Genomic DNA, 26534 nt, shown 5'->3' on the forward strand with positions numbered 1-26534 from the left:
TTCGGACCATTTCCCGTGTGACGGAACCTGATCGTCGACCGGTGACGTGGAGCCGCTGATCGGGCATACTCCAACCCGCTACAGCCGCAGGTCATCCCGGTTCGCAACCCGGCGAGGGAAGATCGGTTGAGCCGCACATTCCGGTGGAGCCGCCGTACCCGGGCGTCCTCGCCGCCGCGCCGATGAGCACCCCAACAGGGAGGAGAGCGCCGCCATGACCCATCCCGGCCCGCAGCCGGTGGAGCGACAGTTGCCCACCGAAGAGGCCCGTGACCTGCTCGCGCTGGTACGCGATCTGGCCGACCGCGAGATCCGGCCGCAGGCGGCGGAAGAAGAGGACGCCGGGCACTTCCCGCGCGAGGTCTTCGCCCTGCTCTCCACCTCCGGCCTGCTCGGGCTCCCCTACCCGGAGGAGTACGGCGGCGGCAGCCAGCCGTACGAGGTCTACCTCCAGGTCCTGGAGGAGCTGGCGGCGGCCCGGCTCACCGTCGGCCTCGGTGTCAGCGTGCACACCCTGGCCTGCCACGCGCTCGCCGAGTTCGGCAGCAAGCAGCAGCGCACCGAGCACCTGCCCGTGATGCTCGGCGGCGGCGTGCTCGGCGCGTACTGCCTCTCCGAGCCGGCCTCCGGCTCCGACGCCGCCTCGCTGGTCACCCGCGCCGCGCGGACGGGCGACGACTGGACCATCGACGGCACCAAGGCGTGGATCACGCACGGCGGCGTCGCCGACTTCTACTCCGTCCTCGCCCGCACCGGCGACCAGGGCCCGCGCGGCATCAGCGCCTTCCTGGTGCCGGGCGACGCCGAGGGACTCTCGGCCGCGGTGCCCGAGCGCAAGATGGGCATGAAGGGTTCGCCCACCGCCCAGGTCCACTTCGACGGCGTGCGCGTGGCCGACGAGCGGCGCATCGGCGAGGAGGGGCAGGGCTTCTCGATCGCCCTGGCCGCGCTGGACGCCGGCCGCCTCGGCATCGCCGCCTGCGCCATCGGCGTCGCCCAGGCCGCCCTCGACGAGGGCCTGCGCTACACCGCCGAGCGCCAGCAGTTCGGCCGCCCGATCGCCGACTTCCAGGGCCTGCGCTTCATGCTGGCCGACATGGCCACCCAGATCGAGGCGGGCCGCTCGCTGTACCTGACGGCCGCCCGACTGCGCGACGCGGGCCAGCCGTTCTCCAAGCAGGCCGCGATGGCCAAGCTGTTCTGCACGGACACCGCGATGCGCGTGACCACCGACGCGGTGCAACTCCTCGGCGGCTACGGCTACACGCTCGACTTCCCCGTCGAGCGCTACATGCGCGAGGCCAAGGTGCTCCAGATCGTCGAGGGCACCAACCAGATCCAGCGGATGGTCATCGCCCGCCAGATCGCGGGCCGCGAGTCCCGCTGACCCGCCCGCGGCGGCGGTCGCGGCCGGCAGCGGTGGCGAGTGCCCGCGGCGCACCGTCTCGGCGCGGCACCCCGGACGCGGGGTGCCGCGCCGTTCGCTGTTCGCCCGCCCAGCGGCCGTCGGCCGCGCGTGGGCCCGCGTGCCCGCTTGCCGGGCCGTGCCGTGGCAATGGGGTCACGGCGTCCCCACGTGAGGGTGTGCGGGGGCGCGTGGCGGCGTAACCCGGGGGAGTCACCGGCCGTTCGCGCCCCCGGCGTCCGCATGCCACACGCGGCACACCGGTCGCCCGCACACTTCGCTGTGCCCGGGCCGCGCCCGGGCAGGTGTGCGTAGCAGTCGACCACTGGAGCAACCATGACCGATTCCCCCGCCGTCGCCCCCACCGCACCGACCAGCCCCGCCGAGGCGACCGGATTCAGCCGCCGCGACGGAATGCGCGCGGCGGCAGCCGCCGCCCTGGCCCTCCCCCTGACCGCCGGCGTCGCCCACGCCGCCACCCCGTCAGCCTCCGCCCCTTCGCCAACCGCCGCCACCCCGTCAACTGCCGCCACCCCGTCAACCGCCGCCGCCCCGGCGGCCGTCGGCGGCAGCCCCAGCCACCTGCGCGCCATGACGTTCAACCTGCGCTACGCCTCGGACACCCGCCCCCACTCCTGGGCCGAACGCCGTCCCGTCATGCGTACGCTGCTACGCCGCGAGCGCCCGCACCTGCTCGGCACCCAGGAGGGCCTGTACTCCCAGCTCCGGGACATCGCACAGGACTTGGGGCCGCGCTACGACTGGATCGGCACCGGCCGTGAGGGTGGCAGCCGGGGCGAGTTCATGGCCGTCTTCTACGACACCCAGCGACTGGCCCCGCTGGAGTACGACCACTTCTGGCTGTCCGGCACTCCGTACGTGATCGGCTCCAACACCTGGGGCAACGCGGTCGTGCGCATGGCCACCTGGGTGCGCTTTCGCGATCTGCGTAGCGGTGGCCAGTTCTACGCCCTCAACACCCATTTCGACCACCGCAACCAGAGCGCGCGCGAACGCTCCGCCGACCTGATCGCCGAGCGGTTGCGCGGCCTCGACCCGGCCGTGCCGCGCATCGTCACCGGGGACTTCAACGTGCCGGCACACCAGAACCCGGTCTACGACACGCTGCTCGGCTCGGGCGGCCTCGTGGACACCTGGGACCGCGCCGAGGAGCGCGGGAAGCTGTACGCGACCTTCCACGGCTATCGACCGCTGGTCCCGGACGGCGAGCGCATCGACTGGATCCTCACCTCGCCGGGCGTCCACACCAGCTACGCCTCGATCAACACCTTCTCGCTCGACGGGCAGTTCCCGAGCGATCACCTGCCGGTGCAGGCCCAGCTTCAGCTGTGACGAGCCGTCAGGCGCCGCGCTGATCGACGGCCGGCCGGTCGCGACGGGGGCTGGCGGGGCTGGCCGGGGCTGATCGGCAGCGGGTGGTCCACCGCCGCTCGCCGCGAGCCGGGGCAGAGGTGAGGTCGGGCGCTGACGGGGCGAACCCCCGGGGCGCCCGACCGAGGCGCTAGTGTCCGCGCGTCGGCTGGCGCGGCACCTGCACCGGACGGGAGACGTGGCCGCCGATGTGCGAGAACGGCTGCGTGCGCCAGTCCAGGCTCTCCGGCAGGGTCAGGAGCAGGGCCGCGTCCTGCTCCTGGGAGCCCGAGGCGTCGTCGGCGGGGACCGCGTCGGTGACGCTCCGGCCGGTGCCCGGGCAGACCGTGAGCCCGAACGGGTTCCACGGGGACGGGCACAGCGCGTGCTCGGGCAGCACATCCTCGTCCGCGAGCAGGGCAATGGGGCGTGCGCAGTCCGGGCACGTCACCCGGAACATCTCGTACGTCTCGTAGACATCGCTATCGCCACTGTCCAGGCGTTCAAGACCGGGCATGGTGTTTCTCCCCCTCGGGTCAGGTCGACAAGGCGACAAGGCAGCCTCGACCACAGCAAGCATTTCCCGTCCGGCGGTGGCGGTAATCGCCGGCGCGCCCATGCCCCCGGCCCCTGGCTGTGGCATTCGTCACATGCCCCGTGCAGGTGCGGCGCGCGCCCGGGTGCTCCTCGGCTGTGCCTCAACCCCCGCTACCCCATAGGGTGACGGGGTGGAGGAGTTGGACAGACAGATCGTGGAACTGCTCGTCAATGACGGGCGTATGAGCTACACCGACCTGGGCAAGGCCACGGGCCTGTCCACCTCGGCGGTGCACCAGCGGGTCCGACGCCTGGAACAGCGCGGTGTCATCCGTGGCTACGCCGCCGTCGTGGACCCCGAGGCCGTCGGGCTGCCGCTGACGGCCTTCATCTCGGTCAAACCCTTCGACCCCAGCGCGCCCGACGACATCGCCGACCGGCTCGCCGAGGTGCCGCAGATCGAGGCGTGCCACAGCGTGGCGGGCGACGAGAACTACATCCTGAAGGTGCGCGTCGAGACCCCGCTCGAACTGGAGCACCTCCTGACCCGCATCCGCTCGCTGGCCGGCGTCTCCACCCGCACCACGGTCGTGCTGTCCACGCCGTACGAGGCCCGCCCGCCCCGTATCTGACCCGCCGGCCGCGCGAGCGCCCAGCGAAACGCCCCAGGGCGGCCGGGCCGGGTGCCCAGCCGACCCGGCGTACGCGCCGCGGGCGCCGGACGCCTCCGCGTGCCGCGGCGCACGCCGGTGCCCGGGCGCGCGGCCGACCCCCGGCGCGGGAGCCGAAGTCGGCCCGGCGACACTGACACCCTGGCGCCGGCCCGCGGGGGAGCGACCTCCCCGGCGTGCCGCCGCCGTCCACCCAACGAACGACACCGCGAGGCGAACCCCGTGAGCGACCTCATCCCCGCCGCAGGCACCAGCGCCGGCATCCCGCCGACCGAGGGCGGCACCGTGCTGCTGCGCGGTGGCACCGTGCACAGCCCCGCCGACCCCTTCGCGACGGCGATGGTCGTCGAGCGCGGCAGCGTCGCCTGGGTCGGCTCCGAGGGCGCGGCCGACTCCTTCGCCGACGGCGTCGACGAGGTCATCGACCTCGCCGGCGCGCTCGTCACGCCCGCGTTCACGGACGCACACGTGCACACCACCGCCACCGGGCTCGCCCGCACCGGCCTCGACCTCACCGCGACCTCGACCCTGGCCGAGGCGCTTGAGCTGGTGCGCGCCCACGCCGCGGCGCACCCGGGCGACGCGGTGCTCCTCGGCCACGGCTGGGACTCCTCCCGCTGGCCCGAAGGACGCGCCCCCTCCCGCACCGAGCTGGACCAGGCCACCGGCGGCCGGCCGCTCTACCTCACCCGTGTGGACGTGCACTCCGCCGTCGCGACCACCGCCCTGCTCGACCGCGTCGGCGACCTGACCGGGCGCGCCGGCTACCACGGCGACGCGCCGCTGACCGCCGACGCCCACCACGCCGTCCGCGCGGCGGCGTTCGCGAACGTGACCGACTCCCAGCGGGCCGACGCACAGCGCGCCGCGCTCCGACAGGCCGCCGCGCTCGGCATCGGCACCCTGCACGAGTGCGCGGGCCCCGACATCTCCAGCGAGGCCGACCTGAGCGGCCTGCTGAGCATCGCCGCCCAGGAGCCAGGGCCCCGCGTCATCGGCTACTGGGCCGAGGCCGCGAGCAGCGCCCGCGACCTGGAGAAGGTGCGCGAGCTGGGCGCGATCGGCGCCGCCGGCGACCTCTTCGTGGACGGCGCGCTCGGCTCCCACACGGCCTGCCTGCACGCGCCGTACGCCGACGCCGCGCCCAGCACCGGGACCCGGTACCTGGACCCGACCGCCATCGCCACGCACGTCGCGCTGTGCACCGAGGCCGGGTTGCAGGCCGGCTTCCACGCCATCGGCGACGCCGCCGTCTCGGCCGTCATCGCCGGGGTGCGCGTCGCGGCGGAGAAGGTCGGGCTCGCCCGGGTCCGCGCCGCCAGGCACCGGGTCGAGCACGCCGAGATGCTCACTCCCGAGACGATCGCCGCGTTCGCCGAACTCGGCCTGACCGCCTCAGTCCAGCCCGCCTTCGACGCCGCCTGGGGCGGCGACGAGGGCATGTACGCCCAGCGGCTCGGCGTCGAGCGGGCCCGCTCGCTCAACCCGTACGCGGCCCTGCTGCGCGCCGGAGTGCCGCTGGCCCTCGGCTCGGACAGCCCCGTCACGCCGCTCGACCCGTGGGGCACCGTGCGCGCCGCGGCCTTCCACCGGACGCCCGAACACCGGGTCTCGGTACGGGCCGCGTTCACCGCCCACACCCGGGGCGGCTGGCGGGCCGCACGCCGCGACGACGCGGGCGTCCTGGTCCCCGGCGCGCCGGCCGACCTGGCCGTCTGGCAGCACGGCGAACTCGTCGTGCAGGTCCCCGACGAGCGGGTCGCCAACTGGTCCACCGACCCCCGCTCCGGCACCCCGGGCCTGCCCGACCTCACGCCGGGGCTGCCGCTGCCGGTGTGCGTGCGCACGATGGTCGGCGGGCGCACCGTCTACGAGCGGCCGAACGAGTGACGCGACCGCGCCGCGTACCGCCGAACGACGTGCCATCGGCCTGTCGACCAACTCCGACACCCTCCGTACTGACCTGCTGATTTGGCGCAACGCCGCAGGTGGCGCGGCTGTTGACAGGAAGCGGGAGACGGCGGGTAGTTTCGGCCGAGTCCACCACAGGACGTCCGGCCGGGGATGGGTTCTCCACGCAGTCGTCGAGCGCCGCTGGGCCATGGGGTGGCGAGCCACACCGGTTCGCCGCCCATGGGAGCCAGGTCCAGCGCACGGGGGCGGGGGAGGCGCTCACCGGGTCGGCAGGTGCGACCCGGGTGGGGCCCGGACGCTCAGTAGACAACGGCTCTCGGTCGACCCGCAGCCAGCGGGCCCCAGGTCGGCCCGAAGGGCGACGGGCCCCTATCCGCACTCCGCGCACCACTCCCCGGCGCCCACTCCGGGCCGCCACGGCGCCCCGGCCTCGCTCGCCGACCCGCGCCTCGTGCCTTCCCGCTCGCCGCCAGGCCCTCCCACGGGTCATGCCGCGGACCGCACCGCTCCAGCACCTCGCGCCCCGCCCGCCCCGGGCCACCCATTCTCCCGCCGGGCCGTGGCGGGGCCCGGGCACCCCGGACGTCGCACACCCGTTACGCACCCAGCGGGCCGCTCGTGGTGGCTCGCGGTATACCGTCACTTCACCACAGCTCGACCTGCAGGAAGGCCGCGACGTTGCACCCCGGTTCCGACACCTCCGCTGGTGCCACCGCCAGCGGCGAGGCAGCCGACGCGCCGGTCAGTAGACCAGCCGAGCCGCCGACGACCGCTCCCGAGCCCGCCACGACGCCGAGCGAGCCGGCCGTACGGGCCACGCGCCGCCAGCGCCTGGCGCGGTGGTCCCGCCGCGAGGCGCGGCGTACCGCGCTGGCCGCGGCCAGCGGACTCGCCCTCGGCCTCGCCTTCCCGCCGTACGACCTGTGGCCCCTCTCGCTCCTCGCCGTCGCGGCGCTCGCGCTGCTCACCCGGGGCAGGACGGCCCGCCAGGGGGCGTGGACGGGGTTCGCCTTCGGGCTCCCGTTCTTCCTGCTGCTGCTGAAGTGGCTGGACGTCGTCGGCTGGGACGCGGTCATCGGCCTCTCGCTGGCCGAGTCGCTGTTCTTCGTCCCGCTCGGTGCCGGCCTCGCCCTGACCTCCAGGCTGCCCGGCTGGCCGCTGTGGGTGGCCTGCCTGTGGGTGGCCGAGGAGTGGGCCAGGGACCGGCTGCCGTTCGGTGGCTTCCCCTGGGGGCGGCTGGCGTTCGCGAACACCGGCTCGCCGTTCACGCCACTGGCCGCGCTCGGTGGCGCGCCACTGGTGACCTTCGGCGTCGCCCTGGCCAGCACGCTGCTCGCGGCCGCCGTCGTCGCCCTGTGGCGGGTGTACGCGCTCGCCGGCGGCCGCGCCGCGACCGCCCCCGGGGCCACGCCGAGCGCCGCGACCAACGCCCCGCTCGACACCGACTCGCCCGACGCGGACCCCGCCGCGCCGGCGGACGCCGCCGGGAGCGAGGCGGACCAGGACGCCACGGCGGGCCGCGAGCCCGCGCCGGCCGCGCGGGCCAGCGGCCCCCGGCTGCTGCGCGGCGCGCTGCCGGCCGTCGAGGCCATCGCCCTGGCCGGCGCCGTGACGCTGGCCGGACTCCTGGTGCCGGTGCCCACCGACGCCGACGACACCGTGAACATCGCGGTCGTGCAGGGCAACGTGCAGCAGCCGGGGATGGACTTCCTCGGCCGCCCGATGAAGATCCTCAACAACCACGTCGAGGCGACCCTGCGACTGGCCGAGGACGTCAAGGCGGGCCGCAAGCCCAAGCCGGACCTGGTGATCTGGCCGGAGAACGCCTCCGACCTCGACCCGTACAAGTACCGCGAGGCGTACGCGCGCATCGACCTGGCGGTGAAGTCGATCGGCGTGCCCGTCCTGGTCGGGGCCCTGGTGGACCACCCGACCAAGGAGGGCTACGTCGAGAACCAGGGCATCGTCTGGGACCCAAAGACCGGACCCGGCGCCTCGTACACCAAGCAGCACCCGGTGCCGTTCGGCGAGTACGTGCCCTTCCGTGACCAGCTCAGCAAGGTCATCTCGCGGCTCGACCGCGTCCCCCGGGACTTCTACCCCGGTGACCACACCGGGGTCATGCAGGTCGGCCCGGCCAAGCTGGGCGACGTGATCTGCTTCGAGGTCGCCTACGACGAGATCGTGCGCGACACGGTCAACGCCGGGGCCCGGGCGCTGGTGATCCAGACGAACAACGCCACCTACGGCCGCAGCGGCCAGCCCGAGCAGCAGCTCGTGATGTCCAAGCTGCGCGCCATCGAGCACGGTCGGGCCGTGGTCACCGCGGCGCCGAGCGGAATTAGCGCCGTGGTCGCCCCCGATGGGACTATTGAGCAGCGCACCAAGGAATTCACCCAGGACGTGCTCAGCGCGCGGATTCCCCTGCGCGACGACATCACCGTCGCCGATCGGATCGGTGCGGTGCCCGAGTGGGTGCTCGCTATGGTGGGCGTTCTGTCCTGCGCCGCCGCGATCATGGTGAGCCGGCGAGGACGTACGGATGAGAAGGGGATGCAGTGAACGACGGCGTTGAGGTTGTGCGTGGCGAGACTCAGGAGAGGAAGTACGGTCCGCTCGGCACGACCTTGGTGATCATTCCGACCTACAACGAGGCGGAGAACATCAAGCCGATCGTGGAACGGGTGCGCAAGGCCGTCCCCGACGCACACGTGCTCGTCGCCGACGACAACAGCCCCGACGGCACCGGCAAGATCGCCGACGAGATCGCCGGCCAGGACGAGCAGGTGCACGTCCTGCACCGCAAGGGCAAGGAAGGTCTCGGCGCCGCCTACCTGGCGGGCTTCCGCTGGGGGATCGAGCACGACTACGGCGTCCTGGTGGAGATGGACGCGGACGGCTCGCACCAGCCCGAGGAACTGCCCCGGCTGCTGACCGCGCTCGGCGGGGCCGACCTGGTCCTCGGCTCGCGCTGGGTGCCGGGTGGGCGCGTGGTGAACTGGCCGAAGTCCCGCGAGCTGATCTCCCGGGGCGGGAGCACCTACTCGCGGCTGCTGCTCGACGTCCCGATCCGCGACGTCACCGGCGGCTTCCGGGCCTTCCGCCGGGAGACCCTGGAGGGCCTGGGCATGGACGCCGTCGCCTCGCAGGGCTACTGCTTCCAGGTCGACCTGGCCTGGCGCGCCGTCAAGGCCGGCTTCCACGTCGTGGAGGTGCCCATCACCTTCGTGGACCGGGAGTACGGCGACAGCAAGATGAGCCGCGACATCCTGGTCGAGGCCCTGTGGCGGGTGACCGCCTGGGGCGTGGGCTCCCGAGTGAACCGGGTGACCGGCCGCAAGCAGCAGCCCTAGCGCCGGCGTACGAACGACACCGCACAGGCACATTCACCACACGGCGCAGGCACACTGAAGACATGACGTTCGGCGCACCCCAATCACCGCACCCCCGACCGCGCGCTCAGCGCTCGCGGGCCAGGCGGATCGTCCCGCTCGCCCTCGCGGCCTGGCTGGTCCTGGAAATCTGGCTGCTCGTCCTGGTCGCGGACGCTTCGAGCGCCCTGACCGTACTGGCGCTCCTGGTGGCCGGGGCCGTGCTGGGCGGCTACGTCATCAAGCGGGCCGGGCGCCGGGCGTGGCAGACGCTGACCACCGGGCTGCGTCCCGGAGCCGACACCCCGGACGACGATCCGACGGCGGGCCTGGGCAACGGGCTGCTCATGCTCGGCGGGCTGCTGCTGATGCTGCCCGGCCTGGTCTCGGACGTGCTGGGGCTGGTGCTCCTCCTCCCGCCGGTGCGGGCCCTGCTCGGCCGCCGCGCCGAGCGCGCCCTGTCCCGCCGCATCGGGTACGCCACCAGTTCGCTCGGCGACGCCTTCCAGCAGGCGGGGCGGGGACAGGGTCACCGGCCCGGCGGCGGCAAGGTGGTGCCGGGTGAGGTCGTCCGCGACGACGAGCCGCCGAGGGCCGAGGGCCCCGGCGACGAGCGTGGCCCGGGCCGCCAGGACCCGCCGCTGCCCCGCTGACGGGCGACGCCGTCACCGAGGCGGCGAAGCCGTGCGCCGGCCGCCTTCCGTAGTGGCCGGCGCGGGCCGTGAAGCGGCCCTCTTCCCCACTCGCCCCGCCCGTCCCGACGGCCCCGATTTCCGATGGCGTACGTCGCCGCGGGGCGGCCGGCCGGCGGGGGAGCGGGTGAGAGGACAAACGGAGGCCGGGGCCACTGCTGAGCAGTGGCCCCGGCCTCCGATACGTGCTGCCTTGCGCGCCGGGCGGGCCCGGCGCCTCGTCCGTCAGGCGGACTTGCGGTTGTCCCGCGGGTGCACGGCAATGTTCATGGCGCCGGAGCGCAGGACGGCCAGCCGTTCGGCCAGCACCTCCTCCAACTCCTCGCGAGTGCGTCGCTCCATGAGCATGTCCCAGTGCGTACGCGCAGGCTTGCCCTTCTTCTCCTCAGGCCCTTCGCCATCCACCAAGAGCGCCTGGGCGCCGCACGCCTTGCACTCCCACTCCGGCGGAATCTCCGCCTCTACCGAGAAGGGCATCTCGAATCGATGTCCGTTCTGGCATGCGTACTCCACCGCCTGGCGCGGGGCCAGATCGATGCCGCGGTCGGTCTCGTAGCTGGTCACCACGAGTCGCGTGCCGCGGAGAGCTCGCTCACTCATGAATCGTGCCTCCCGGGCTTTGTCGCCCACAGGACAGGTGTCGCTGTCGTCGTCATCCGTTCAACGTCCGGTCGGCGGTGAAGATTCCCGTAGTGGGACATGCGTCGCCCGTCGTGCCGCCCCGTTGTTCTACCCACCGGCGCCCGGTTTGTCACATCTGACAGTAGATGTCACCCAGCGTTTGCCGTCCTTTAGCGCGCAGTAACGGTCCGCCTGGTAGGTCGAGGGCGTACACTACTCGCCCTCATGCGTCAGCTCTAAATCCGGTCCACTGTGCGGTCAGAAATTGACGTTCACTGATCGAGGGCCTAGCCCTTTCGTACCCTAGTGCGCCCTCTCCTACCCTGGACGCGTCAAGTCGGCCGATGGTTGCCAGCCGGACCGGTCCCGGTTCGCGCCGTGTCACCCCGTGGGCCTTCGTCACCCTTGGCGACCCCGCTCCGCCGTGCCGGCCCGCCGGGCTCCACGGGCCCCGGCTCGGGGGTCTCCGCTGCCGCGCCGGGCCGGCTCGCGGGCCCGGCGTGCGGCGCGGTGCCCGAGGCCCCGGCCTCCGGCGCCTCCTCGGCCGCCTTCGGCCGCCCCGAGCCGCTGGCGACCACGCCCCGCCGGCCCTGCTCCAGGCCCGGTATGTCGAAGACCCGCAGGAAGAACTGCGACAGCGGGCCGATCGCCACCGCGTACAGCACGGTGCCCACGCCGACCGAGCCGCCCAGGGCGAAGCCGGTGGCCAGGACCGCCACCTCGATGCCGGTCCGTACCAGGCGGATGGAGCGCCCGGTGCGCCGGTGCAGGCCGGTCATGAGCCCGTCGCGGGGGCCGGGGCCGAAGCGCGCCGAGATGTACAGGCCGGTGGCCGCTCCGTTGAGCACGATGGCGAACACCAGCAGCGGAACGCGCGCGGTGAGTGACGTGAGGTCAGAGGTGAGGGCCAGCGTCGCGTCCATCACGAGGCCGATCACCACGACGTTGGAGATCGTGCCGAGGCCCGGGCGCTGGCGCAGCGGAATCCACAGGGCCAGCACCGCCGCGCCCGCCAGGATCACCACCGTGCCGATGGAGAGGCCGGTGTGCTCCGAGACGCCCTGGTGGAACACGTCCCAGGGGTCGAGGCCGAGGCCCGCGCGGAGTTGGAGCCCCATGCTCACCCCGTACAGCGTCAGGCCGACGTACAACTGCGTCACGCGGCGGGTGAGGTGCGACCCCCTCGGTATCGGCACGGTGTGCTCCTTCGGTGGTGACGGTGTGCGGGGCGCCCGGCGTGGGCGCTCGCGAGGGCGGGGTGGCGCGGCCTCCGCCGGTGGCGGGGGCGTGCCACTCGCTCCGGCTGGCCGTGGCCTACCGGGCGTTGAGGTGGTGCCAGTGGCCTGTCTCATGACACTCTGTGGCCCGGGAGTAGGCCACTTCCAGAGCCAATCTCGGAAAGGTGGACTGGTGATCATGGGCGAGTGGACCTCTGCGGTGGGGGCTCCGCAGTTGGCGCGGCTCCTGGCGTCGCAGCGTCCGGCGGGGGCCGTCGCCGAGGTGCCGGGGCGCCGGGTGCCCGCTTACCGGGCGCTGGCCGACGGCGTGCGGCTGCTCGTCCTTGAGGGCCGGCTGCCGGTGGCCGCGCGGGTTCCGGCCGAGCGGGAACTCGCCGCCGCCCTCGCCGTCAGCCGCACCACCGTCGCCGCCGCGTACGAGGCGCTGCGAGGCGAGGGCTTCCTCGCCTCGCGCCGCGGGTCGGGCAGTTGGACGGCCGTGCCGGCGGGCAACCCGCTGCCCACCCGGGCCCTGGAGCCGCTGCCGCCGGAGGCCGCCAGCTCGGTGATCGACCTCGGCTGCGCGGCGCTTCCCGCACCCGAGCCGTGGCTGACCCGCGCGGTGGGCGGCGCGATGGAGGCGCTGCCGCCGTACGCCCACACCCACGGCGACTACCCCGCCGGTCTTCCCATCCTGCGGCAGGCGCTCGCGGACCGCTACACCGAGCGCGGCATCCCGACCATGCCGGAGCAGATCATGGTCACCACCGGGGCGATGGGCGCCGTGGCCGCCATCTGTCGCCTCATGGTCAGGCCCGGCGAACGCGTGGCCGTCGAGTCCCCCTCGTACGCCAACGTCCTCCAGCTCATGCGCGAGATGGGCACCCGGCTGGTGCCCGTCGCCATGGCCGACGGGTTGCGGGGCTGGGACGTCGCGGGCTGGCGGCAGGTGCTGCGCGACGCTGCGCCGCGGATGGCCTACGTCGTCGCCGACTTCCACAACCCGACCGGCGCGCTCGCCTCTAACGAGCAGCGGCGCGACCTGGTCGAGGCCGCGCGCTCGGCCGGCACCGTACTCGTGGTGGACGAGACGATGGCCGACCTGCCGCTGGAGCCGGACGTGCGGATGCCCAAGCCGGTCTCCGCGTTCGACCCCGCCGGCAATGCCGTGATCACCCTGGGAAGCGCGAGCAAGGCGTTCTGGGGCGGGTTGCGGATCGGCTGGGTGCGGGCCGCGCCCGAGGTGATCCGCACGCTGGTCGCGGCCCGCGCGTACGCCGACCTCGGCACGCCCGTCATCGATCAGCTCGCCGTGAACTGGCTGCTGGGCAACGGCGGCTGGGAGGAGGCGGTGGCCGTGCGGCGAGCCGGCGCGCGGGAGAACCGGGACGCGCTGGTCGCCGCGCTCGAACGGCACCTGCCGGACTGGGAGTTCACGATCCCCCGGGGCGGGCTCACGCTGTGGGTGCGCACCGGGGGACTGTCCGGATCGCGCGTCGCCGAGGCCGGCGAACGGCTCGGGGTGCGCGTCCCGTCCGGGCCGCGCTTCGGCATCGACGGGGCGTTCGAGGGGTACGTGCGGCTGCCGTTCACCGTCAGCGGCGCGATCGCCGACGAGGCCGCCGTCCGGCTGGCGGCCGCGGCACGCCTGGTGGCGACGGGTGCCGGCGCCGAGGGTGAGTCGACGCGGCTGTTCGTGGCGTAGTCGTACGGCGCCGCCCGGCCGCCGTGGCCGGACGTCAGCGTGGGGCCGCCGGCGGCGCGGCCGACGGCACGGCCTCCGTCGCCGACGGAGCCGCCGCGTAGCCCGGCAGGAGGGCGAGCACCGCCCCGCGCTGGGCCTCGCTGGTGGCGTCGTCGTACGGGTCGGGCGTGGCGGGGACCTGGAGGCGGTAGACCGGACCGTCGCCGAGCCGGGCGAAGCCCCGGCCCGGCGGCGTGTCGGGCACCGGCGAGGTGGGCGGCGGCGCGCCGAGCGTGCGGTGGAGCTGTTCGTACGAGGCGGGCCCGAGCACCACGCGGGCGCGCGTGGCGGCGGCGACGTACGGGCCGAGGGTCTCGGCCCCGTCGGGTTGCTCGGCGATGACGACGCTGATGTGCGCGGGCCGGCCGTGTCGGAGCGGGCCGCGCAGCAGCTCCTGGGGGCCGGGGCGGCCGTCGGTCGAGGTCAGGTGGGTGAGGGTGGCGGGCCGGTCCACCACCAGCCACAGCGGCCGGCGGATGTCGTCGGGGGCGGGGTGGCCGAGCCGTCGGGCCTCGTGGGCGCGGACGAGTCGCCGTTCGGTCTCGTGCGCGGCCCACTCCAGGGCGGCCAGCGCGCCGGCCGGGTCGCTCTCCACGGCCAGGACGCCGGACCGGCCGTGCAGGAAGCCGTAGCCGCCGCTGCCCGCGCCGTCGACGACCAGGACGTCGGCGTACGGCAGGGCCTGGAGCAGCAGCGAACGCAGCAGGGTGGTGGTTCCGCTGCCTGGCCGGCCGAGCGCGAGCAGGTGCGGTTCGGTGGACCGGGGGCCGGTGCGCCACAGCACCGGCGCCGCGTGCTGGTCGGCCCGCCCGTCGAGGTCGGTCACCGGTACGGTGCGCCGCACCGCGTCCGGGTCGGTGAAGCCGAGAACCGCCTCGCCGGGCGCCGTCACGAAGCGCTGGGCGCACAGGGTGGTGGGCAGGGCGGGCAACACGCTGAGGGTGAGCCGGCCCGCTTCCTGGTCCCAGTCGAAGCGGTACTCGCGGCCCCGCCCGCACTTCGCGGCCAGCAACCGTTCCACGTGCCACCGCGCCACGGGGTCGCCATCCGCGAAGTAGCCGGGGTAGCGCAGCACCAGGTACGTGGGCCGCCCGTCGTCCGCGAAGGCGTACTCCTCGAACGCCGTCTCCCAGCTACGGGCGTACGCGTAGAGCGGGTCGGGGTCCTCGGGCGCGCCGAAGTGCGGTACGAGCGCCTCGTACAGCGTGCGCAGCCGCGCGGCCTCGGCCCCGGTGGGCGTGTTGCGCAGCGCCGACCGGTCGCGGCCGGCCCAGCCCGCCGCGGCCAGCAGGCCGACCAGCGCCAACAGCGGCCCGTACGGCGCGAGGGCGACGGCCAGGGCGCCGGCCGCGCCGAAGAACAGCGTGGGACCGCGTCGCTCCCGTGGGGTCTGCTCCCACCTACGGCGACCAGCCGTGGCGAGCACTCGCAGGCCGCGCGCCACGATCAGCAACGGGTGCAGGACGTCGGCCACGCCGCCGGCGGCGGTGCGCGCGAGGGCGCGCCCGCGGGCGAGTGGGGCCTTGGTGATCGGGGGGCGGGGGAGCGCGGGGCGGGCCACGGGCGGCCTCCAGGGCTGGCGGTGGGCGGTCAGATCCTGATGTCGCCCAGCAGGTCGGCGAGGCTGGCGCTGCCGGCCTGGATGCTGGGCGCGATCGCCGTGCCGGCCAGGTAGAAGCCGAACAGGGCGCAGACGATGGCGTGTGATGCCTTGAGGCCGTCCTTACGGAAGAACAGGAAGACGATGACGCCGAGCAGCACGACGCCGGAGATGGAAAAGATCATGACGGGTCTCCTGAAGAATGTGGACGATCACCGCGAGTGGCACAAGACTCACAGAAAGTGCGAAAGGGAGAAAGTTGCGAATGGGTGATTTATCAGTCAATTCATTCGCGCGTGAGTGATGATCGATCCGTAGGGTGGGAGTGCGGCGCGGACCGGAACCGCGGCGCCTCGATGCGGCGATCGGGGCTCTCCCGCACCTGGGGTGGGCCCTCCTCGACAGAGCGAAGGGCGGATTTCATGACCGAACACGGCGGTGCCAGCACACAGGGCGGGGTGGACCCGAACGCCGAGCCGGCGCACGATCCGGAGGTGCTGCAACTGGCGGCCAAGGTCTTCGACCTGGCCCGGCACGGCGACACGGACACGCTGGCCGCGTACGTGGACGCCGGGGTCCCCGCCAACCTCACCAACGACCGCGGCGACTCGCTGGTCATGCTCGCCGCCTACCACGGCCACGCGGAGTCCGTGGAGGCGCTGCTCCAGCGCGGCGCCGACCCGGACCGCGCCAACGACCGGGGCCAGACGCCGCTGGCGGGCGCGGTGTTCAAGGGCGAGGACGCGGTCGTCCGGCTGCTCGTGCGGCACGGCGCGAACCCGTCGGCCGGCACGCCGTCGGCGCTTGAGGCGGCCCAGGTCTTCGGCCGCCCGGACCTGGTGGGGCTGTTCACCGAGGGGTGAGGGCAGGCGGCTGGCGGCGGGCCGCGCCGAGTCCGGTCCAGCTCGGTGTGGCACAGCCTCGCGCTGGCTGATAACGGCCCTCCGAGCGGGGCGTTCGGGCACCGCGGCGACCGCCGCGCGCGAGCCGGCCGGTGGCGGGCGCCGCCGTACGCTGTCCGCCATGGCAGACAGAGACGAGCTGATCAGGCGGCGCCCGTTGGTGGCCGAGGCCGCGGCGCTCCGCTCGGGGGAGTGGGACCCGCTCGCGCACGTCGAGCGGACCTGCGATCGGATTGCCGCGATCGATGGCCGGATACGTGCGTTCGTCGCCGAGCCGGACCGGCGCGGGCGGCTGCGGGCCGAGGCCGCCGAGGTCCGCGCCCGCTGGCCCGAGCCCGCCGAACGGCCCGCGCTGTACGGCGTACCCGTCGGCGTGAAGGACATCATGCACGCCGACGGGCTGGCCACGGGCGCCGGCTCGGCCGTGCCCGCCGGGGAGCTGACGGGGGAGCAGGCGGCGGTGGTGGCGCGGCTGCGCGCGGCCGGGGCCGTGGTGGCGGGCAAGACGGTGACCGCCGAGTTCGCGGTCACGGCCCCCGGCCCCACCCGTAACCCGCACCACCTCGACCACTCGCCGGGCGGCTCCAGCAGTGGTTCGGCGGCGGCCGTCGCGGCGGGCATGGTGCCGCTGGCGATCGGCACCCAGACCGTGGGCTCGATGATCCGGCCGGCGGCCTACTGCGGCGTCGTCGGCTTCAAACCCAGCTACGACCGCATCCCCGTGGCCGGCGTCATCGCCAACGCGCCCAGCCTGGACACGCTCGGCCTCTTCGCCACGGACGTGGCCGGCGTTGCCCACGCGGCGGCGGTGGTGTGCGACGACTGGCGCCCCGAGGCGGCGCGGGAGGCGACCGGCGCCGGGCGCGCGCTACCCGTGCTCGGCGTGCCCACGGGGCCCTACCTTGACCGCGCGGACGCGGACGCGGTGGCGGCGTTCGACGCGCGGGTCGAGCGCCTGCGGGCGGCCGGGTTCACGGTGCGCCGGGTGCCGTTCATGCCGGACTTCGACACCGTCTACGCCCAGCAGTTCGTCGTCAACCGGTACGAGGTGGCCCGCACGCATGCGGAGTGGTTCCCGCGCTTCGGCCACCTCTACCGCCCCGAGACCGTCGCCGCCATCCGGCAGGGCCAGGCGGTGACGGAGGCCGACTACGCGGCGGCCCGGGAGCACCAGCGGGCGTTCCGCGACCGGGTGCACGCCACGCTGGCCGCCGAGGGCATCGACCTGTGGATCACGCCGGCCGCCACCGGCACGGCGCCCCGGGGGCTGGCCACCACCGGCAACTCCGTGATGTGCCTGCCGTGGTCGTACGCGGGGGTGCCGGCGCTCACCGTGCCCGCCGGCAGCCTGGCCCCCGGGCTGCCGCTCGGCGTGCAGTGCGTGGCCCGCGCCGGCGCCGACGAGGAGTTGCTGGGTTGGGCGCCGGCGATCGAGGCGGCCACGGCCACCGAGACCGCCACCGCCACCGCCACGACCACCGCCACCGACGCGGCGGCCGGCACCGGCTGACCCGCCCGCCGCGCTGCTCGTCCGCCGCGCCCTGCCCCGCCGCACTGCCTGCTCGCCCGCCGCGTGGCCCGTCCGTCCGCCGTGCCGCGCGCCCATAGCGGGCGGGGCGCGGACGGTCAGCGGGGGCTTGACGAGGCGGTGGATGGCGCGTCGGTCGTCACGAGGACGACGTCCAGGGCGCGCGGGCCGTGCACCCCCTCCACCCGGCTGAGTTCGATGTCGCTGGTGGCCGACGGGCCCGAGATCCAGGTCAACGGGCGGTGCGGCACCAGGCGTTCCAACGCCTGTGGCAACGAGTCCACCACCTGCCCCGGAACGTGTACGACGCACACGTGGTGGTCGGGTACGAGCGTGAGCTGACGGCGCCCCTGCCCGGGGCCCGCGTCGAGGACGAGCGTGCCGGTCTCGGCGATCGCCACCGCGCATCCGGTCACGACGCTGTCGACCGCGTCGAGGTCGCGGGCGCTCAGCGCGGGCGTGTCGGGGACCGGGGTGGCGGCGGACGCGGACAGCCAGTCGGCCGGCAGCCCCTCGGGCACCACCACACGGCGCGCGCCCCGCGCGGCGAGCAGCGCCGCGACGGTGTCCGGCAGCCCGGCCGGGTCGGTCCGGTGCACCCGGGCCCGGTAGTCCGCCAGGTGCGTCGCGAGCAGTTCGACCCGTTCGGCCGCCGTGCGCTCGCCGTGCACCCGCAGATAGTCCCGGGCCACGCCGTCCCGCGCGGGCCCGCCGTCGGTGTGCGCCGCGCCGCCCGTAGCCCCCGTGTCGGGGTGCTCCTCCCGCACGTCGGCCAGCGCCCGGCGCACCCGGCCGAGGACCCGTTCCCTGCTGCTCATGCCGTCCCCCGCTCGCCACGGGTGCGCTGCCACCAGTCGCGGAAGGACTCCGCCGGCACCTCGGGCAGGTCGCGGCCGCGCGTCCAGGCGCGACCGGGGCCCGGCAGGTGCCTGGGGTGCAGCGCGCGGGTACGCGAGGCCAACCGCTGGCCCGCGCGGAGCGCGCGCGGGTGCTCGAACGCCCAGCGGGCGGCGCGCATGGCGGCCCGCTCGGCCGCGTGCCCCCTGGCCGGCCGGATCACCGCCCGCGTGCCGCGTACCGTCACCGGGCCGCCCTCGACCACCCGCTCCCGGAGCCGCACCAGGACCTCGGGGATGTCGATGGCGACCGGGCAGACCTCGTAGCAGGCGCCGCAGAGCGAGGAGGCGTACGGCAGGGACGCGTCCAGCGCGCTGACGGTGCCGCGGAGCTGCGGCGTCAGGATCGCGCCGATCGGCCCGGGGTAGGCGGAGCCGTAGGCGTGGCCGCCGGCGCGCTCGTAGACGGGGCACACGTTGAGGCAGGCGGAGCAGCGGATGCAGCGCAGGGCCTGGCGTCCCACCTGGTCGGCGAGCGCGTCGGTGCGGCCGTTGTCGAGCAGGACCAGGTGGAAGGCGGCGGGGCCGTCGCCGTCGGTGGTGCCGGTCCACATGGAGGTGTAGGGGTTCATGCGCTCGGCGGTGGAGGAGCGCGGCAGCAGTTGCAGGAAGACTTCGAGGTCGCGCCAGGAGGGGATGACCTTCTCGATGCCGACGACCGAGATCAGCGTCTCGGGCAGGGTCAGGCACATCCGGCCGTTGCCTTCGGACTCGACGACGACCAGGGTGCCGGTCTCGGCGACGATGAAGTTGGCGCCGGAGACGGCGACCTTGGCCGACAGGAACTTCTCCCGCAGGTGCAGCCGCGCGGCCTCGGCGAGTTCGGCCGGCTCGTCGGTGAGCCCGGCGGGCGCCGGGCGGCCCCACCGGCCCATCTGGGTGCGGAAGATGTCGCGGATCTCGGCGCGGTTGCGGTGGATGGCGGGCACCAGGATGTGCGAGGGCAGGTCGTGTCCGAGCTGCACGATCAACTCGGCCAGATCCGTCTCGTACGCCGTGATCCCGGCCGCCGCCAGCGCCTCGTTGAGGCCGATCTCCTGGGTGGCCATCGACTTGACCTTGACCACCTCGCGCTCGCCGGTCTCCCGAACCAGCCGGGTGACGATGGCGTTGGCCTCGGCGGCGTCGACGGCCCAGTGCACCTGGCCGCCGGCGGCCGTGACGGCGGCCTCCACCTGTTCCAGGTAGTGATCGAGGTGGCGCAGGGTGTGGTCCTTGATGGCGGCGCCCGCCGCGCGCAGCTCGCCCCAGTCGGCGAGTTCGGCGACGGCCGCGGCGCGCTTGGCCCGGATGGTGTGCGTGGCGCGCCGCAGGTTGTTCCGCAGCGTGGTGTCGCGCGTGGAGCGCTCGGCCGCGTCCGGGAACGCGGGGGCGGCGCCGGGCGGGGTGGGCATGCCGAGGTGGATACGGGTCACAGCACCCTTCCTTCCGTACTGGCCAGGATCTCCGCGAGGTGTACGGGGCGCACGGCCGAGCCCCGGCGGGACAGGGTGCCGCCGATGTGCGTCTGGCAGGAGTTGTCCACGGTGCACACCACGTCGGCCCCGGTGGCCTCGATGGCGCGGGCCTTGTCGGCGCCCATGGCGGTCGAGACGGCGGCGTTCTTGACGGCGAACGTGCCACCGAAGCCGCAACACTCGTCGGCCCCCGCCAACTCGACCAGCTTGAGCCCCCGTACCTGGCGCAGCAGGGCCAGCGGCCGGTCGCCCAGGCCCAGCATGCGCAGCCCGTGGCAGGTGGGGTGGTAGGTGACGGTGTGCGGGTAGTACGCGCCGACGTCGGTCACCCCGAGGACGTCCACCAGGAACTCCGTCAGCTCGTACGTCCGTGGCACGACGTTCGCCGCCGCCTCGGCCAACGCGCTGCCGCGCCCCTCGGCCCGGGCCCTGGCTCCCAGGCGCGGATAGTTGTCCCGCACCATGGCGACGCAGGAGCCGGAGGGGGTGACGATGTGGTCGTAGCCCGCGAAGACCTCGGCGTAGTGACGCAGCAGCGGTTCGCTCTCGTGCCGGTACCCCGTGTTGTACTGCGGCTGGCCGCAGCAGGACTGGGCGGCGGGGAAGTCCACCTCGACGCCCAGCCGCTCCAGGAGGGTGACGACGGCCTGGCCGGTGCGCGGGTAGAGGGTGTCGTTGACGCAGGTGACGAAGAGGGCAACGCGCACGGACGCTCCTTCCGGCCCGCCTCGCGAGGTGCCCCGGCCCTTCGGGTTCGGCCTGCCTCGGCCGGTGGCGCCGGCCGACCACCGGGGCGGGCCCGGAAGGTGATCAACCGCGGTGGTCATCCTGCCGCAGCCGATGGGCGGTGTGAAGTATGACCGGGCCGCCACCCCCGCGCGCTGACCGGCGCCGTTCGCCCGGTCGGCGGACCGCCGCCGGAGCGCGCGCCCCGTGCTCAGGCGGCGACCGGCGTGGGCTGGCCGAGCAGCCGGTGGATCTCCCGTACGGCCGCGCCGCCGGCCCGGTTGGCGCCGATGGTGCTGGCCGACGGGCCGTACCCGACGAGGTGGATCCGGGGGTCGCGGACGGCCCGGGTGCCGTCCAGGGCGATGCCGCCGCCCGCCTCGCGCAGTCGCAACGGGGCCAGGTGCTCGACGGCCGGGCGGAAGCCGGTGGCCCACAGCACCACGTCCGCCTCGACGAACCGGCCGTCGTCCCAGGCGACGCCGGAGCGGGTGAGCCGGTCGAACATGGGCCGCCGGTCCAGGACGCCCGCGGCCCGGGCCCGCTCCATCGCCTCCGTCATCGGCAGCCCGGTCACGGAGACCACGCTGCGCGGCGGCAGGCCGCGCCGCACCCGCTCCTCGACCATGGCCACCGCCGCGCGCCCCTCCTCCGGGCCGAACGGGCCGCTGCGGAACAGCGGCGGGCGCCGGGTCACCCAGGTGGTCGCGGCCGCGACCTGGGCGATCTCAAGCAGGTGCTGCACGGCGGAGGTGCCGCCGCCGACCACCACGACCCGCTGCCCGGCGAACGCCGCCGGCCCCGGGTACTGGGCGGTGTGCAACTGGCGGCCGGCGAACGTCTCCTGGCCCGGGTAGCGCGGCCAGAACGGGCGGTCCCAGGTGCCGGTCGCGTTGATCACGGCCCGGGGCGCCCAGTCGCCCACCGAGGTGCGCACCAGCAGCCGCCCGTCCGCCCCGTCGCCCACCGAGCTGACGTCCACCGGCCGGCGCACCGGCAGTTCGAAGGCGCGCTCGTACGCGGCGAAGTACGCGCCGATCACCTCGGACGAGGGCCGCTCGGGGTCGGCCCCGGTCAGTTCCATGCCCGGCAGCGCGTGCATCCCGTGCACCCTGCCGTACGTCAGGGTCGGCCAGCGGAACTGCCAGGCGCCGCCCGGCGCGGGGGAGTGGTCGAGCACGACGAAGCCGGTGTTCGGCTCGTAACCGCGCCTGCGCAGGTGGTACGCGCTGGAGAGGCCGGCCTGACCAGCGCCGATGACGAGCACGTCGAGCGGCGTCGGCGCCGTGGGCCGCACGTCGCCGCTCCCGCCGAGGCCGCCGTCCGCCGCCCGGCCGACTCCGGTCCCTCGCTCCCGTACCACCCCAGTGTTGTTCACGCTTCTACTAACTTGGGCGAGCCGAGAAATCTTCCCGCGCGGCACGGGCCGTACAGCGTACGGCACGCGCCGTACGGCAGCACGCGTCTCCAGCACGGCCGCCCCGCGCGCGCCGCCGCGACGCGCTCCGTGGCGGGGCCGCGCCTCGACGGCCCGCGCGCCCCGGGAGAGCCCGCGTGCGCCCCGGAAGGGACGCCGCGAGCACCCCGGAAGAGAGCCCGCCCGGCCCCGCCACTCGCTGGCGAGGCCGGACGGGAGCACCGCCGCCCCTCACCGCCCCCCGGCGATCAGCAGCGGTGCGCCACCCGGCGTGGGCACCGGGTGGCCGTGGGTGAGGGGCGCCCGCGCGCCCCCGGTCGGAGCCGCCAGCAGCCCGCGCGCGGCCAGCTCGGGCGCGACACCCTCGCCGAACCAGTACGCCTCCTCCAGGTGCGGATAGCCCGACAACACGAAGTGGTCGATGCCCAACGCGTGGTACTCCTCGATCCGGTCGGCGACCTCCGCGTGGCTGCCGACCAGCGCCGTGCCCGCGCCACCCCGCACCAGGCCGACGCCCGCCCACAGGTTCGGCGCGATCTCCAGCTTCTCCCGCGAGCCGCCGTGCAACGCCAGCATCCGCTGCTGGCCCACCGACTCGCTGCGCCCCAGGGCCCGTTGGGCCGCGGCGACCGTCTCCGCGTCGAGGTCGTCGAGCAGCCGGTCGGCGACGGCCCACGCCCGCTTCGCCGAGTCCCGCGAGATCGTGTGCAACCGGATGCCGAACCGGACCTCGCGCCCCGCGCGCTCGGCGAGGCCCCTGATCCACTCGATCTTCTCCCGCACCTGCGCCGGCGGCTCGCCCCAGGTCAGGTACACGTCGGCGTGCTCCGCCGCGACCGGCCCCGCCGCCGGGGACGAGCCCCCGAAGAAGACAGGCGGCAGCGGGTCGGGCGGCAGCGCGGTCAGCCCGCCCTCGATCCGGTAGTGCTCGCCGGTGAAGTCGTACGGCTCGCCGCGCCACGCGCCGCGCACCACCGACAGGAACTCCGCCGTGCGCGCGTACCGCTGGTCGTGGTCGAGGTGGTCGCCGAACCGGCGCTGCTCGGTGGAGTCGCCGCCGGTCACCACGTTCAGCAGCAGCCGCCCGCCGGTGATCCGCTGGTAGGTGGCCGCCATCTGCGCGGCGAGCACCGGCGAGAGCACCCCGGGCCGGAAGGCGACCAGGAACCTCAGCCGCCTGGTGTGCTGGGCCAGGGCGGCCGTCGTCAGCCAGGCGTCCTCGCACCAGGTGCCGGTGGGCGTCAACACCGCCTCGAAGCCAAGGTGTTCGGCGGCCTTGGCGATCTGCGTCAGGTAGTCGATGTCGGGCGCGCGCACCCCGCTCACCGGCCCGATGCCCGAGCGGCCCTTCTCGGTGGCGGCGTAGGCGTGCCGATCCACCAGGGTGCGGCCGTCGCCGCCGGTGGGCAGGAACCAGTGCAGGTGGATGGACATCAGTGGCCCTTTCCGTAGGAGCGGGGCGCCGCGGTGGACGGCGGCAGCCCGGCGTTGAACCGGGTGTCCACGAAGTCCCGGAAGGAGAACCGGCGCGGGGTCAGACCCAGTTCGGCGAAGGTGTCGGCGATCTTCTGCTCGGAGGCGACCGCGGCCTCGTCCACGGCGACGGTGACCCGGGTGCCGTGCGAGCGGCGCACCGAGTCGAGCGCCGTCTCGTACGGCAGCCCGGTCTCCTTGGCCCACACCTTGGCCCACTCCTCGGGGTGCTTGAACACCCAGTCCTGGGCGCGGCGCAACCGGCGCAGGTAGTCGGCGATGGCCTTGGACTTCTCGCTGTCGTCGAGCGCCGCCGGGGCGGCCACCTGGAAGCCCAGCCCGTTCACCACGCCCTGCCCCGTCGTGAGCACCCGGGCGTCGGCGTGCCGCAGCGCCTGCGAGGTGTACGGGTCCCAGATCGCCCAGGCGTCCACCTTGTCCCGGGTGAACGCGGCCAGGGCGTCGGCGGGTTGGAGGAGACTCACCTTCACGTCGTCGATCGACAGGCCGGCCTTGGCCAGCGACGCGGTCAGTTGGTAGTGCGCGGAACTGCCCTGCGCGACCGCGACCGACTTCCCCTTGAGGTCGGTGACCGTCCGCAGCTCCGAGCCCTTCTTGACCACGATCGCCTCGCCGTACGAGGTGCCGTGCGTCGCCGCGACCACCTTGATCTTCGACTTCGCGGCGGCGGCGAACACCGGCGGGGTGTTGCCCACGGCCCCGATGTCCACCGCCTTCGCGTTGACCGCCTCAAGGAGCGGCGGACCCGAGGTGAAGGTCGACCAGCGGATCCTGTACGGCAGGTCGTCCAGCTCACCGGCGGCCCGCAACACCGCCTCCGAGCCGCCCTTCTGGTCGCCCACGTTGAGTGTCACCGAGCCCTTGCCGTCGGTGTTGCCCCCGCCCGAGTCGGCGGACGAGGAGCCCGAGCAGCCCGTGAGGAGCAGGACCAGTGGGAGCAGCAGGGCGGGGAGGGCGATGGCGGTGCGCGCGCTCATGTCAGCGAGTCCGTTCGGGTGCGGCGGTCGGCGATCCGGGGGTGGGTGGGGGTGGCGGCGCGCGAAGCGCCGCCGTGGTCGCGGCGGGTGCCGCCGCGCGGGCAGTGCGGCCCGCGTCCCCTCGGCGGCACGCGGGCCGGGCCCGACGTCGGGCTCATGCGGTCCGTGAGGTCCATGTGGCTCACCCCTCCTTACGGACGAGGCCCGAGGCGCCGTCCGGTACGGCGTCCGCCACGGCCCGCGAGGAGGCGGCGGAGGCGGTCGGGGTCGCCACACCGAGTCGGTCGAGCAGCTCGGCGCGCAGCGCGGTGAACGCCGGGTCGCCCGCGTCGCGCGGCCGATCCAGGCCCACCGGCGTCTCGTACGCGATGACCCCGCCGTCCATCACCAGCACGCGGTCGGCCAGCGACACCGCCTCGTCGACGTCGTGCGTCACGAGCAACACGGCGCAGCCGCGCCGCTGCCACACGTCGGCCACCAGCCGCTGCGCCGTGATCCGGGTCAGCGCGTCCAGCGCGCCGAAGGGCTCGTCCAACAGCAGCAGATCCGGCTCGCGCACCAACGCCCGCGCCAGTGAGGCGCGTTGGGCCTCGCCACCGGAGAGCGTCTTGGGCCAGGCGGTGGCCCGTTCGGTGAGCCCCACCTCGGCCAGCGCGCGCTCCGCGGTGGCCCGGTCGGGACGTCCCGGAAGGCCGAGCAGCACGTTGCGCCACACCCGCTTCCACGGCATCAACCGGGGCTGCTGGAAGGCGACGGCGCGGGCCCGTGGCACCCGCACCAGCCCCTCGATCTCACGGTCGAGGCCGGCCAACACGCGCAGCAGCGTGGACTTGCCGCACCCGCTCCGGCCGAGCAGGGCCACGAACTCGCCCGGGCGCACGGTCAGGTCGAGATCATCGATGACTCGCCGGCCGCCGAAGGACCGGCTGAGCCCGGCGACCTCGATGGCGACGGCCACACCGTCACCGGGGCCACCACCGGCGCTCTCGCCGGCCGTGTCGCCGCCGAGGCCGCGCGCTCCATCGGGCCGAAGGCCACGCGCCGGGGTGTCCGCGTGGGGCACGTCCGACTCCGGGGCCGGGGCCCGGTCGGCGGCCGTCTTCTCCAGGGGGCCTACGCGCCCGTGAACGTCGGTCGCCATTGCAGCAACAGCCTTTCGAGAGTACGGACCACGAAGTCGGCGAGCAGCCCGAGGACCGCGTAGACGAGCAGGCAGACGACGATCACGTCGGTCTGGAAGAACTCGCGCGCCCGGTTGAGCAGGAAGCCGATGCCCTCGTCGGCGTTGATCGTCTCGCCGAAGACCAGCGCCAACCACGCGGTGGCCAACGAGTACCGCAGCCCGGTCATCGCGCCGGGCAGTGCGCCCGGCAGCACGACGTGCCGCACCAGGCCCCACCGGTTCAGCCCGAGGGCGGTGCCGGCCTCGATGAGCCCGGCGTCCACGCCGCGGATGCCCGCGTAGACGTTGAGGTAGAGGTGGAAGGCGACGCCGAGCGCGATGAGCGCGATCTTCGGCGCCTCGCCGATGCCGAGCCAGATGATGAACAGCGGGATCATCCCGACCCACGGGATGCTGCGCAGCATCTGCACGCTGGCGTCGATCAGGTCCTCGCCGAGCCGGGAGAGCCCGGACAGCAGGGCGAGGGTGATGCCGACGAGACCACCGAGCGCGAGCCCGATCGCCACCCGCTGTACGGACACCGCCATGGCGTCGGGCAGGGTGCCGTCCCGGGTCATGTCGGCCGCGGTGCTGGCGATGGTGCCGGGCGATGCGAGCGTGTCGGGGCTGAGGACTCCCGTCGCGCTGCACACCTGCCACAGGGCGAGCAGAGCGAGCGGACCGGTGGCGCGGCGCAGCCAGCGTGGCACGGGCCGGCGGCGTGTGGACAGGGGAACGACCGGTTCGAGGACCGGAGACATGGGGGCTCCACGGAAGTGGGTAGGCCGGGGCGACCCGCCGCGTGCGGTGCGCGAGGCACGCACCCGGGCGC

Annotated in this window: 23 protein-coding genes and 1 pseudogene; 10 read left to right on the top strand and 14 right to left on the bottom strand. The window is 74.6% G+C overall.

Going from position 1 to position 26534, the window contains the following annotated elements; all coding sequences use genetic code 11:
• The first annotated feature begins 214 nt into the window (after window positions 1-214).
• The gene (locus OYE22_RS30650; RefSeq protein WP_277323440.1) at window positions 215-1387 is read left to right on the top strand and encodes an acyl-CoA dehydrogenase family protein; all 1173 of its coding nucleotides are present in this window, start codon (window positions 215-217) and stop codon (window positions 1385-1387) included.
• A gap of 432 nt (window positions 1388-1819) precedes the next feature.
• Window positions 1820-2758, top strand: coding sequence for an endonuclease/exonuclease/phosphatase family protein (locus OYE22_RS30655; RefSeq protein ID WP_277324401.1), 939 nt, complete (start codon window positions 1820-1822; stop codon window positions 2756-2758).
• A gap of 169 nt (window positions 2759-2927) precedes the next feature.
• On the opposite strand, the gene OYE22_RS30660 is transcribed toward OYE22_RS30655, so the two are convergent.
• The gene (locus OYE22_RS30660) at window positions 2928-3293 is read right to left on the bottom strand and encodes a hypothetical protein (RefSeq protein ID WP_277323441.1); all 366 of its coding nucleotides are present in this window, start codon (window positions 3291-3293) and stop codon (window positions 2928-2930) included.
• Between the two features lie 211 nt (window positions 3294-3504).
• Between OYE22_RS30660 and OYE22_RS30665 the strand changes: the two genes are divergently transcribed.
• The 5 genes from OYE22_RS30665 to fxsA all read left to right on the top strand — a co-directional run bounded on the left by OYE22_RS30665 (window position 3505) and on the right by fxsA (window position 9922).
• The gene (locus tag OYE22_RS30665) at window positions 3505-3945 is read left to right on the top strand and encodes an Lrp/AsnC family transcriptional regulator (protein ID WP_176160400.1); all 441 of its coding nucleotides are present in this window, start codon (window positions 3505-3507) and stop codon (window positions 3943-3945) included.
• A 378-nt stretch (window positions 3946-4323) separates the two neighbouring features.
• Window positions 4324-5874, top strand: coding sequence for an amidohydrolase (locus OYE22_RS30670; protein WP_277324402.1), 1551 nt, complete (start codon window positions 4324-4326; stop codon window positions 5872-5874).
• 702 nt (window positions 5875-6576) lie between these two features.
• Complete coding sequence (gene lnt, locus OYE22_RS30675) at window positions 6577-8460, top strand: apolipoprotein N-acyltransferase (RefSeq protein ID WP_277323443.1); 1884 nt, start codon at window positions 6577-6579, stop codon at window positions 8458-8460.
• Window positions 8457-9251, top strand: coding sequence for a polyprenol monophosphomannose synthase (locus tag OYE22_RS30680; RefSeq protein WP_277323444.1), 795 nt, complete (start codon window positions 8457-8459; stop codon window positions 9249-9251). Before lnt ends, OYE22_RS30680 begins: the two co-directional genes overlap by 4 nt.
• A gap of 62 nt (window positions 9252-9313) precedes the next feature.
• Window positions 9314-9922, top strand: a complete 609-nt coding sequence (gene fxsA / locus OYE22_RS30685; protein WP_277323445.1) for an FxsA family membrane protein — start codon at window positions 9314-9316, stop codon at window positions 9920-9922.
• Between the two features lie 264 nt (window positions 9923-10186).
• On the opposite strand, the gene OYE22_RS30690 is transcribed toward fxsA, so the two are convergent.
• Complete coding sequence (locus tag OYE22_RS30690; RefSeq protein WP_176160397.1) at window positions 10187-10561, bottom strand: RNA polymerase-binding protein RbpA; 375 nt, start codon at window positions 10559-10561, stop codon at window positions 10187-10189.
• 623 nt (window positions 10562-11184) lie between these two features.
• Window positions 11185-11700: pseudogene (locus tag OYE22_RS30695) on the bottom strand (hypothetical protein); the annotation flags it as partial.
• A 298-nt stretch (window positions 11701-11998) separates the two neighbouring features.
• Between OYE22_RS30695 and OYE22_RS30700 the strand changes: the two are divergent.
• Window positions 11999-13504 (top strand): PLP-dependent aminotransferase family protein, encoded by a 1506-nt coding sequence (locus OYE22_RS30700; protein WP_277323446.1) that lies wholly within the window; start codon window positions 11999-12001, stop codon window positions 13502-13504.
• 34 nt (window positions 13505-13538) lie between these two features.
• On the opposite strand, the gene OYE22_RS30705 is transcribed toward OYE22_RS30700, so the two are convergent.
• Window positions 13539-15104 carry a hypothetical protein gene (locus OYE22_RS30705; RefSeq protein WP_277323447.1) on the bottom strand — a complete coding sequence of 522 codons (1566 nt, stop codon included), beginning with the start codon at window positions 15102-15104 and terminating at the stop codon, window positions 13539-13541.
• 29 nt (window positions 15105-15133) lie between these two features.
• Window positions 15134-15328 (bottom strand): hypothetical protein, encoded by a 195-nt coding sequence (locus OYE22_RS30710; protein ID WP_176160394.1) that lies wholly within the window; start codon window positions 15326-15328, stop codon window positions 15134-15136.
• Window positions 15329-15565: 237 nt separating this feature from the next.
• Here OYE22_RS30710 and OYE22_RS30715 point away from each other — a divergent pair, with 237 nt between their 5' ends.
• The gene (locus OYE22_RS30715; protein WP_277323448.1) at window positions 15566-16006 is read left to right on the top strand and encodes an ankyrin repeat domain-containing protein; all 441 of its coding nucleotides are present in this window, start codon (window positions 15566-15568) and stop codon (window positions 16004-16006) included.
• Window positions 16007-16166: 160 nt separating this feature from the next.
• On the top strand, window positions 16167-17555 hold the full coding sequence (locus OYE22_RS30720) for an amidase (RefSeq protein WP_277323449.1): 1389 nt from the start codon (window positions 16167-16169) through the stop codon (window positions 17553-17555).
• Between the two features lie 116 nt (window positions 17556-17671).
• Here OYE22_RS30720 and OYE22_RS30725 read toward each other — a convergent pair whose 3' ends face one another.
• From OYE22_RS30725 to OYE22_RS30765, 9 genes are all read right to left on the bottom strand, one after another.
• Window positions 17672-18391, bottom strand: coding sequence for an LUD domain-containing protein (locus tag OYE22_RS30725; protein ID WP_277323450.1), 720 nt, complete (start codon window positions 18389-18391; stop codon window positions 17672-17674).
• Window positions 18388-19863, bottom strand: coding sequence for a lactate utilization protein B (locus OYE22_RS30730; protein WP_277324403.1), 1476 nt, complete (start codon window positions 19861-19863; stop codon window positions 18388-18390). The genes OYE22_RS30725 and OYE22_RS30730 overlap by 4 nt, the downstream gene beginning before the upstream one ends.
• 17 nt (window positions 19864-19880) lie before the next feature.
• Window positions 19881-20633, bottom strand: coding sequence for a (Fe-S)-binding protein (locus OYE22_RS30735; RefSeq protein ID WP_277323451.1), 753 nt, complete (start codon window positions 20631-20633; stop codon window positions 19881-19883).
• A 230-nt stretch (window positions 20634-20863) separates the two neighbouring features.
• Window positions 20864-21949 carry an NAD(P)-binding domain-containing protein gene (locus OYE22_RS30740; protein ID WP_277324404.1) on the bottom strand — a complete coding sequence of 362 codons (1086 nt, stop codon included), beginning with the start codon at window positions 21947-21949 and terminating at the stop codon, window positions 20864-20866.
• Window positions 21950-22300: 351 nt separating this feature from the next.
• On the bottom strand, window positions 22301-23503 hold the full coding sequence (locus tag OYE22_RS30745) for an LLM class flavin-dependent oxidoreductase (RefSeq protein WP_277323452.1): 1203 nt from the start codon (window positions 23501-23503) through the stop codon (window positions 22301-22303).
• Window positions 23503-24540, bottom strand: a complete 1038-nt coding sequence (locus OYE22_RS30750; RefSeq protein ID WP_277323453.1) for an ABC transporter substrate-binding protein — start codon at window positions 24538-24540, stop codon at window positions 23503-23505. Before OYE22_RS30750 ends, OYE22_RS30745 begins: the two co-directional genes overlap by 1 nt.
• Window positions 24537-24716 carry a hypothetical protein gene (locus OYE22_RS30755; protein WP_277323454.1) on the bottom strand — a complete coding sequence of 60 codons (180 nt, stop codon included), beginning with the start codon at window positions 24714-24716 and terminating at the stop codon, window positions 24537-24539. Before OYE22_RS30755 ends, OYE22_RS30750 begins: the two co-directional genes overlap by 4 nt.
• 5 nt (window positions 24717-24721) lie before the next feature.
• The gene (locus tag OYE22_RS30760) at window positions 24722-25681 is read right to left on the bottom strand and encodes an ABC transporter ATP-binding protein (RefSeq protein WP_277323455.1); all 960 of its coding nucleotides are present in this window, start codon (window positions 25679-25681) and stop codon (window positions 24722-24724) included.
• Complete coding sequence (locus OYE22_RS30765; protein WP_277323456.1) at window positions 25654-26463, bottom strand: ABC transporter permease subunit; 810 nt, start codon at window positions 26461-26463, stop codon at window positions 25654-25656. The genes OYE22_RS30760 and OYE22_RS30765 overlap by 28 nt, the downstream gene beginning before the upstream one ends.
• Window positions 26464-26534 lie beyond the last annotated feature (71 nt).

It is taken from the genome of Streptomyces sp. 71268, assembly GCF_029392895.1.
In the GTDB taxonomy this organism is placed as follows: domain Bacteria; phylum Actinomycetota; class Actinomycetes; order Streptomycetales; family Streptomycetaceae; genus Streptomyces.